6 protein-coding genes and 1 riboswitch are annotated in these 5,349 nt (G+C 62.6%); of the genes, 3 read left to right on the top strand and 3 right to left on the bottom strand.

From position 1 onward, the window contains the following. Together EOC94_RS32805 and EOC94_RS32800 are read right to left on the bottom strand one after the other, a co-directional pair. Nucleotides 1-171 (bottom strand): co-chaperone GroES (locus EOC94_RS32805; RefSeq protein ID WP_148128454.1); only part of this gene is annotated, 171 nt, incomplete at its 3' end. A gap of 160 nt (nt 172-331) precedes the next feature. Continuing rightward, nucleotides 332-1,129, bottom strand: a complete 798-nt coding sequence (locus tag EOC94_RS32800) for a methyltransferase domain-containing protein (RefSeq protein ID WP_127295732.1) — start codon at nt 1,127-1,129, stop codon at nt 332-334. Nucleotides 1,130-1,192: 63 nt separating this feature from the next. Here EOC94_RS32800 and EOC94_RS32795 point away from each other — a divergent pair, with 63 nt between their 5' ends. Continuing rightward, nucleotides 1,193-2,062, top strand: coding sequence for a hypothetical protein (locus EOC94_RS32795; RefSeq protein WP_245465710.1), 870 nt, complete (start codon nt 1,193-1,195; stop codon nt 2,060-2,062). Nucleotides 2,063-2,121: 59 nt separating this feature from the next. Further along, a complete protein-coding gene (locus EOC94_RS32790) occupies nt 2,122-3,057 on the top strand; it encodes a helix-turn-helix domain-containing GNAT family N-acetyltransferase (protein ID WP_127295730.1) in 936 nt (311 codons plus the stop codon). 242 nt (nt 3,058-3,299) lie between these two features. On the opposite strand, the gene EOC94_RS32780 is transcribed toward EOC94_RS32790, so the two are convergent. Beyond that, on the bottom strand, nt 3,300-4,133 hold the full coding sequence (locus tag EOC94_RS32780) for an AraC family transcriptional regulator (RefSeq protein WP_127295726.1): 834 nt from the start codon (nt 4,131-4,133) through the stop codon (nt 3,300-3,302). 297 nt (nt 4,134-4,430) lie between these two features. Beyond that, nucleotides 4,431-4,635, top strand: a riboswitch (cobalamin riboswitch). Between the two features lie 91 nt (nt 4,636-4,726). Between EOC94_RS32780 and EOC94_RS32775 the strand changes: the two genes are divergently transcribed. Beyond that, a partial coding sequence (locus tag EOC94_RS32775; protein WP_148128453.1) for an ABC transporter ATP-binding protein occupies nt 4,727-5,349 on the top strand: 623 nt, incomplete at its 3' end.

Genomic DNA, 5,349 nt, shown 5'->3' with positions numbered 1-5,349 from the left:
GAGCTTGCCGGCTTCGTCACGGGCGCCGGAACCAACGGCGATGATCTCGCCTTCCTGCGGCTTTTCCTTCGCCGTATCCGGGATGATGATCCCGCCGGCGGTCTTGGATTCGGATTCAACCCGGCGTACGACCACGCGGTCATGAAGCGGGCGGAACTTCGACTTTGCCATTTTTTATTCCTCGATGAGAATGGTGAGAACAGTTCCTCCGTCCGGCGGCGCCGGACCTGGTTAGCACTCACCAATGGCGAGTGCTAACGTGGCGCTGAGATAGGCCGGTGGCCGGCGAGAGTCAAGGCGCCGAGTGAGCCGATCGACGCCCGGCGACGAACTATTGGCGCCTCGGAGAACCAAGCACCAGAAGCGGGCATCGTTCCGCCAGCGGATAGGATCCGCTCGGCACGACGCGCACTTCGTCGAACCAGTCGTTCGCCTGGTCGACGAGCATGGCAAGCGTCGCGAAGCAATAAGTCGTTTGGGAACCCGCATAGACGTCGATGGTGCCGATGGAGGCCATGCTCCACCCCGTCCGCGCGGCAAGGGCGGCGCGGTCCGGGAATATCTCGTCAAAAGCGTCGCGGATCACTTGCACATTTATGGCGCGATCGGAATCGCTGGTCGTACACGCCATGGCGATCCGCCATTTGAGCGCATGGAAATTCTCAATTCCGCCGGCCAAGGCTTGGGCCTTGATGTCCTGCAAATCCTCGAACGTCTCAGGGCCGGCGAAAACGCGGATCGCCGCGCGGCTGCCGGGCTTCAGCACTCTGGCAACCTCGCCCAGGAGGGCGCGGCGAGCGCGTGCGGAATCGACGACCGTCAGACAACCGTCGCCTATGACCGCGCCGACGCTGGCGCGGCCGAGCGGAAGGTCCAGCCAGTTCCCGGTCGTTGCCTTGCGGCAGGCGCTGTCGCCCGGCCATACGCCCGAAACCATGGCGGCGGATCCGTCGACGGCCAGCATCGTCTTGCCGAGGCCGGCCAGTTCCGGGGTAACGCCCAGCAGGAGAACATCGGCCTCGTCCAGATCAAGCTCGCGCTCGACAATGCCAACTGTCTCCGGAGTTGGCCGGAGCGGCGCCTCCAGGAGCATCCAGTGACGGTGATAACTGTCCCAATGATTGGTCATGTGTGCCCGTCGGACCTAAAAAGGCTGGCGTCAACTGCTCATAGCCGCTTAATGGAAGTGGGTATGGAAGCCAAGGGGGTAGCCGTGGCGCGTATCGTCGTCATAACGCATGAGCACGATCAGTTCCTTGGCAAGCGCGATATCCTGTTGCGCAGGGGCAGTCCCTATTTGCTTTTCGACGTTCTGGGAGAATTGAAAAGGCGCGGCCATTCGGTCCGGATTCAGCAAGGTCTGTCGAAGACATACAGCGCCGACGTCGCGGTTCTGCATGTCGATGCGACGATAACGCCCGCAGACTATCTCGACTATGCACGGAGTTTCCCATTCTGCCTCAATGTCGGGACGGCCGACATATCCAAACGACGGATCAGCGGAGCGTTGGTGAACGAGGGAGACGCTTGGCCAGGCCCGGTCATCGTCAAAAGCAATCTCAACAATCAGGGCATTCCGGAGACGCTCCTCAATCGGCGGGCGCGGCGCGCGAGGAAACCACCGCCTTTTCCGGACATGCCAGTCCTGCAGCCCTATGAGGTCTACGGATCTCTCCGCGATGTTCCGGACGGCGTCTTCGGGCGCGACGATCTGGTCGTGGACAAGTTCATTCCGGAAAAAGAACCCGATGGTTTCGCGGCGCGGTTCTGGGTGTTTTGCGGAGAGAGCGAACGTTGCACCCGCTACGTTTCGCCGAACGCCCTGGTCAAGGCGTCCGAAACGATCCGTCGTGAGCCCGTGCCTGTTCCCGACGAAATGCGCCAGCTGCGACGCGAACTCGGTTTTGACTACGGCAAGTTCGATTTCGTCATACATGAGGGCAGGGCGGTGCTGCTGGATGCCAACAAGACCCCCGGCCGCCCCAAAAACCTCGTGAAGATGTTCGCCGCCGGCGCCTCTCATCTCGCAAATGGCTTCGAGGGGCTGATCCGGCGAGTCTGATGCCTGGATACTTGACTAAGTCAAATAAATGATTGATCGTGTGCGGGCAGGAGGATGCCATGACGATTCATCATCAACCCGGCAAGGAGCGGATCGATGCGGTGCGGGGCTTCAACCGCTTCTACACCCGCCAGATCGGCCTGCTCGACGAAGGCCTGCTGAAAAGCGCCTTCTCGCTGACCGAGGCTCGGGTGCTCTATGAGCTGGCGCATCGCGATGGGCTGACCGCCACCGACCTTGCGCGCGATCTCGGCCTCGATCCTGGTTATCTCAGCCGGTTGTTGAAAAAGTTCGAGGAGCGCGGCCTGGTGGAGCGCGCAGCGACTGAAGCCGATGCGCGGCGCTCGTCGATCGCGCTGACGCCGGCGGGAAGGACGGCCTTCGCGCCGCTGAACCAGGGTTCGCACGATCAGGTCGCGGCCTTGCTCGACCGGCTTTCCGCTCCGGAACAGGACAGGCTGGTCAAGGCGATGCAGACGGTGCAGCGCCTGCTGGGCGAGAGTGCCGAGCCCAAGGTCCCCTACATGCTGCGGCCTTTGCAGGTCGGCGACATCGGCTGGATCATCCATCGCCAGGGCCTGCTCTACGCGCAGGAGTATGGCTGGGACGAAACCTATGAGGCGCTGGTCGCCGAAATCCTCGGTGCCTTCCTCAAATCCTTCGATCCGAAATGGGAGCGCAGCTGGATCGCCGAGCGGGACGGGGACGTCGTCGGCTCGGTCTTCGTCGTGCGCCAGTCGGACACGGTGGCGAAGCTGCGCCTGCTCTATGTCGAACCCTCGGCGCGCGGTCTCGGCATCGGCAAGCGGCTGGTCGAGGAATGCATCGGCTTTGCCCGCGCGAAGGGATACAAGACGCTGACGCTGTGGACCAACGACGTGCTCACCTCAGCGCGCCGCATCTACGAGGCATCAGGATTCAAGCTGGCCGACGAAGAACGCCATCACGCCTTCGGCAAGGATCTGGTCGGCCAGAACTGGAACCTGGAGCTGTAACGTCTTTCCCTTCTCCCCTTGTGGGAGAAGGTGGATCGGCGCGCAGCGCCGAGACGGTTGAGGGGTGCTGGACGGAACGCCATCGGCGCCAGGCTGGAGCACCCCTCATCCGTCGCCTTCGGCGACACCTTCTCCCACAAGGGGAGAAGGCAAAAACCGGGCGGAGCGCTCCTCGACAATGATCTCCAACACAAGCTGGAAGCATCATTTGTCTGAAGCAATTGCCCTTGGCTGGCCGCGCTTCACCCCTTCACCGGTATCCAGATTTCCAGCCCGCCATTGCCGCTGCGTGGATCGAATTCGGGGCCGTAGCGCTCGAATTCGGGCGCATCGGCGATCTCGTGCCCGGAGGCCGGCAGCCATTTGTTCCAGATCGTGTTGACCGTGCGGCGGATGGTCGAGATGTGGTCACGATGGGCGAACACGGCGTATTTTTGCGCCGGCACGCGCGCGCGCGAAAACTCCCTCGGCAGATCCGAAAAATCGGACACCTCGACGCCGGCGATGTAGTCGAAATTGCCGGCGTCGTCGCCGTTGACGCAGACGCCATAGGCGACGTCGCCGATCTCGCCTGGAATGTTGCCGATAAAGGGGCCAAACCGCTGCCACAGCATCGGGATGCCGGCGCTGGTCTCGCAGCTGTAGCGTTCGCCGAGACCAGCGATGAGAAACGGCCGGCTGGTCTCAAAGCGCGGCGGCTCGAGATTGGTGAGGAAGGACTGGTCCATCAGGATCGGCTCCACGAGAGCGAGATTGTCGAGCGAGCCTTGCGCGCGCACCAGTTCCGGCGTGGTGCCGAATTGGTCGCGGAAGGCGCGGGTGAAGGCCTCATGCGAGGCGTAGCCGGCGTCGAGCGCGACCGAGAGGATGTCGGGTGCGCCGGCGGCGAGCCTGCGCGCCGCTTCGGTCAGCCGGCGAGAACGCATGTAGCCCATCACCGAACGGCCGGTCGCAGCCCCAAAGGCCCGCGTCACGTGAAAGCGCGACACGCCGCTGCTCTTGGCGACATCGTCGAGCGAGACGGATTCCGGCAGATGGCTTTCGACGAACCACAGCGCTTTCTCGGTCGGGTTCATATGGCTCCTCGCATTTGGCCCAGTCTTCGCATTTGGCCCAGTCTTCGCATTTGGCAAAGTCATGGTGCCGCTTCCTGGTGGAGGCAGTTTGATCGAAATTGCGCACCGCGCAAATCGCGAGCGACGGCGGCCGGCAAGTCGAAGGCGTCGGGCGAAAGAGCTTGACAGCAGCAAGCGGCGTCTTTTAAATGGTAACGTTATTACATAACGAGATTCGTATGGCTCTTTCTGACAAGACCCTTCGCTTCAGCGGCTGTTTCAACCCTGGAAATTTATTGCGCTGTGATTGGCGGAAAACTAGGGTGCCTGGGTGATGGTCCCCGAGTCGAAAGGCAAGGGGTGAAAAGGGAACACGGTGAGATCTTCGGATCGAGGCCGTGGCTGCCCCCGCAACTGTAAGCGGTTAGCAAAATCCGAAATGCCACTGGCCGGCAAGGCTGGGAAGGCAGGATGGCGCAAAGACCCGCGAGCCAGGAGACCTGCCATCAGCATGAGTTGACCGGACGGGGTGTGCCGGGAGGAGACGTGGACATCGGTCTTGTCGGCCGGTCCGTCCAGCTTCCTTCCGTCGCCATTGAGAAAGTGACGGTAAGTTGGACGCCTCCCAGCCTCTTCTTGAAGCGCGTGAGCTGAGCGCGACGGCGAATGGCCAATGCCTGGTCAGCGCGGTCAGCCTTTCGGTGGCGGCGGGCGATCGCCTCGCAATCATCGGTCCCAACGGCGCCGGCAAGACGACGCTGTTGCGCATGCTATGTGGCACCCTGCGGCCAAGCGCGGGAGATGTGAGATTTTCCGGACGCCGGCTGGAGACGTTTTCGGCCGCCGAGCGGGCGCTGCACATGGCTGTCGTCGGCCAGACCGATCAGCCTGATCCGCGGCTTGCCGTGATCGACTACGTCGAGCTTGGCCGCGTCCCGCATGCCGGCTTGCGACGGAGGAGCGAGCAACGCGACATCGCCGTCGAAGCGCTTCGCAGAACCGGTCTGCTGCCGCTGCTCGGCCGCACGATCGGCTCGCTATCGGGTGGCGAGCGGCAACGCGCCCAGCTGGCACGCGCCGTTGCCCAGGAGCCAAAAATCCTGTTCCTCGATGAACCGACCAATCATCTCGATCCGCGCGCCCGCAGCGAGCTTCTAGATCTCGTATCGCAGTTTGGCATGACCGTCGTGGCGGTGCTTCATGACCTGTCGCTGGTCACGCCATTTGCGACCAGGGT

Origin of the sequence: Mesorhizobium sp. M6A.T.Ce.TU.016.01.1.1 (assembly GCF_003997065.1) — a bacterium.
Classification (GTDB): Bacteria; Pseudomonadota; Alphaproteobacteria; order Rhizobiales; family Rhizobiaceae; genus Mesorhizobium; species Mesorhizobium mediterraneum.
The sequence above is the reverse complement of the archived record's forward strand: the minus strand, read 5'-3'. Positions and strand labels throughout refer to the sequence as shown.

Bases quoted from the DNA above. Each gene is read 5' to 3' on its own strand.
- EOC94_RS32795 (WP_245465710.1), top strand. From the start codon at position 1,193: ATGGAAGCCAAGGGGGTAGCCGTGGCGCGTATCGTCGTCATAACGCAT.
- EOC94_RS32790 (WP_127295730.1), top strand. From the start codon at position 2,122: ATGACGATTCATCATCAACCCGGCAAGGAGCGGATCGATGCGGTGCGG.
- EOC94_RS32780 (WP_127295726.1), bottom strand. From the start codon at position 4,133: ATGAACCCGACCGAGAAAGCGCTGTGGTTCGTCGAAAGCCATCTGCCG.
- EOC94_RS32800 (WP_127295732.1), bottom strand. From the start codon at position 1,129: ATGACCAATCATTGGGACAGTTATCACCGTCACTGGATGCTCCTGGAG.